The sequence below is a fragment of the Armatimonas sp. genome, from assembly GCF_043760365.1.
GTDB lineage: Bacteria > Armatimonadota > Armatimonadia > Armatimonadales > Armatimonadaceae > Armatimonas.
In genome coordinates, this window is record NZ_JAYUPA010000748.1 from 1 (window position 1) to 3,503 (window position 3,503).

The 3,503-nt window shown below is 56.0% G+C and carries 2 protein-coding genes; both read right to left on the reverse strand.

Going from position 1 to position 3,503, the window contains the following annotated elements; translation table 11 throughout:
* Positions 1-136: 136 nt before the first annotated feature.
* Positions 137-1,138 (reverse strand): DUF932 domain-containing protein, encoded by a 1,002-nt coding sequence (locus ACH2EH_RS17840; protein WP_395143704.1) that lies wholly within the window; start codon positions 1,136-1,138, stop codon positions 137-139.
* On the reverse strand, positions 1,138-3,503 hold a 2,366-nt coding region (locus ACH2EH_RS17845), incomplete at its 5' end, for a helicase-related protein (RefSeq protein ID WP_395143706.1). The genes ACH2EH_RS17840 and ACH2EH_RS17845, both read right to left, overlap by 1 nt.

The following is a 3,503-nucleotide window of genomic DNA, read 5'->3' on the forward strand; positions in this document are numbered from 1 at the left end:
ATCGAAACGATCAGCTCCTGCGTCGCACCCGGCTCCCACACAAAGTTTCGCTGGAAGTCTGGGAGCACCATCGTTCGTGAATGCACCTCCGCTAACAAATCCTTCAGCGCACGAGGGTTGGTATCTTCAAACAGATTCATGCGCTCATCACCTTTGAAACCCGCGCTGCAGACTCTTGATAGTCACTAATATATTTTGGAAACTCGAATGAGTCTTGCTTTATGGAGATGATAAAATCGTCGATCCAAAACGCACAGTGTGACTGGAGAGAGTGGATTTGGGCAGTATTAGAAAACCCGATACCCTCAGGACGTGTGGCCATATCGGTCAGGACATTGAGGGCAGCATAGCCGTTATGCCCAAGCTCATTGAAGTACTGGTTGGTTAATTTTTGTACCTGCGTTCCAAAGACCTTGATCAGATCGCATGCCCTTGGTTTGTTAACTTGCTCCTCGGTGACCTGAATCTGGAGTGCCTTGCACGTGAGAGGCAACATCATATTAGGAGGAACAGCGAATCGCTTCAGATTATTGAGTTTCTCCAAGAAGTGCACTTCCATCTTCTTGATAACACTCAAATCAACTCCAGCAAGATCGTGGGCTTGTGACTGCGTTCCCATATGGTAGCGTTTTATCGTCACTTGTTTGGGATTAAAAATCATCCCGTTTCGACAGATAGCACGACAAAAGCCAAAATCAAATCGTAAAGGTTTTGTTTTGTTATAACTATTGGTCACACGGAGAAATGGGAGCCACTTATCATTGGATTCAAAAGAAAATGTATATCCTTTAAGTGTATAGTCCACATGGCAAAAAGTACGTGTGCTGGGTGTGATTACATTGTACAGTTCCATTGCTTCAATTGTTGGTTGACTAAATACTTCACGGAAAATATTTTCGCCTCTTTGAATCGCCTCAGCATTGGTAATGAGTTTATAGCGGTCAGTTACCACTGTCATAACTCGTTTCCGCTCAATATCAACAACAGCTTTATGAAAAGTATCTAACGTGACATTATTTGCGAGCTGAGCAAATACATCTTCCAAAGAGACGGGAAATAAGACGTTCTCTAAAGAGGGATTATGGCTATCCAATTCTAGTTCTGGGAACAAGCCGTTCTGAGTATTGGTTTCATTCATTACTTAGGATTTCCTGCACGAGCAATTAGCTCCGCGAAGTTATAGTTTACACTGGTCACGCCAAAGTCAGGTTCGCGCTGGAAGGGTTGGCGGAGGTAGTGTACCTTGTGATCGCCGCCGGGCAGAAACTCGACGATAGCGAGTATAAAGTCCTCGGGCTTGTTGAGGGAGTACAGAATCTCGTTCTTGGTGACCGTGATCGTCTCCGCACCGCTCACACGGCCTTTCACCTCGATAAAGCGCAGCTTGCCCGTTCCCGGCACGCGGCTCTCGATGTCGTAGCCCAGCTTCTCGAACTCCCGATCCGTCGGCTCGAAACCAAGGCCGCGCTCCACCTCTATAATCACCGCACGGGCGCGGGCTGCCGCCACTTGCGTGTCCACCGGCGACAAGGCAGGATTTGGTGAAAGAGAATTGCCTGCCATCGCGTTTACCAATCCCTGCGGAACGAGTAGAACGCCACCGAACACCACGGGTGGGAGCGGAGATATCTGCGCCTCTTGCTTCAGCTCCGCCAGGCGTTTGTGGAGCCGGGTTTGCAGGTTGTCCGCCCGCTTACGCGCCTCACCCGAGTTGAGCTTCGCATTCGCCTTCCCTGCCTGCTCCTGGAGCTTGAGCTGCTCGGCACGGTGATCCCAGTAGTTAATCTCCTTGGTCAGCCGCTCCTTCACCGCCGCCTCGGTCTTGGTAATCAGCGCCACACGCGCATCCCGAATCTCCTTCAGGTGGGCCGGGACGACATGGGCCACGGCGTAGCCCTGCGCCTTCTGCTCCAGCCCGTGGCCGATCCAGGCACACTCCGGGCGAGCAAGAAGTGCCTCGACGTCTGGCTCACCCTCGCGTAGCGGGCGGCAGTCCAAGTAGGGCGCGTACTCCACATGGCGCGTCGTCCCCGCTTCATCCAGCTCTACGTAGAGCATTCGCTTGGAGATCACGCGCCGCTCGCCGGAGCGCGTGATACTGGCATCCTGTAGCGCGTGCTCCAGATAGAACAGTAGGCGCGGTTTCGTCCCCAAGTCGCGCTCGTCCACCAGCACGGCTCCGCGTTTCAGTAAGTCCCGATTGCGCTCCAGAGTCAGGTCGAGCGTCGCATCAAGCAAGGGGTGGCCGGGACAGACAAACGCCGCCAGTGGCTGGCCTTGTGGGGCGACCAGCGGCTTATCGAAGGCAATGCGCTCGTAGCGCCCGAGCACGGGCTCGCCCGTTCCGATCATCCGGTCACGGTTGCGCACCGGGGCAGGCACATGACTTATCTCGTAGCGGCGCGGCTCGCGCTGCTTTGCCGTTCCGCCCAGGCGCTTGAATGCTTCCAGGAAGAAATCCTCGATGTAGTGGGGCTGGAGGCGCTTCGCCTCGGCTCGCTCCATCTCCTCGCGGATGTGGTAGACCCGGCTCGCATCCATCGAATCGTGCGCTAAGGCGCGGTCTTCTAGTAGCCCCGCCAGGTGCGCCCGATCCAGTGCGTTGTCCAGCGCCGTCGTGAGCCGCGCTCGCACCTCGGGCTGATCGCCGTAGCGCACCGCCTCGATCAGCAAGTCGCGCAGTGCCTTGCCCTCGAACTGGAGCTTGCCGAGCACATCGAATACCTGGCCACCGAGTGCCTTACGCGCCTGCTCCAGTTTTTCTAATAGCTTTCGGTAGACATCGCCCTCGCGGGTCTCGTCGGCCACCAAGTTCCACAGATGGCACACCTCCGTCTGCCCAATACGATGGATGCGCCCGAAGCGTTGCTCTAATCGATTGGGGTTCCAGGGCAGGTCGTAGTTCACCATCAGGTGCGCTCGCTGGAGGTTGATTCCTTCGCCTGCGGCATCCGTGGCAAGAAGCACCTTAACAGCGGGATCATGTCGGAAGGCTTCCTGTGCCTTTAAGCGATCCTCACGCCCCATCCCACCGTGGATCATCACGACAGCGTCTTCGCTGCCGAGTAGGGTCGTGATACGCGTTTGTAGGTAACTGAGCGTGTCGCGGTGTTCCGTGAAGAGAACCAGCTTCTGGCTTGGGGACGACTTTGGCCTGGGAATCTCCTTGGCTCCATAGGGTTCTGGGGTCTCGCCGATATGCTTTGCGAGGGCACCCTTGGTAAAGACTTCCTCCAGCAGGCTCGCCAGCTCGCGCCACTTGGCATCCGTCCCACTCCGCAGAACCGACTGTGCTAACCCCTCCAGGGTGCTCAGTGTTGCCAGCTCCGCCCTAAGCTCCGCCATAGAGCGGGCTGCAGTCGCTTGGTCGAGGACAGCCGCCTCCGTCTCCTCCAGCTCGTTGTCGGGTGCATCTTCGAGATCGTCCACGTCCTCGGAGTCGAAGGCAGGAAGCCCTGGAGCCTGGATGCTGTCCATCTGACCGCCGCGCTGGAGCAGCTCCA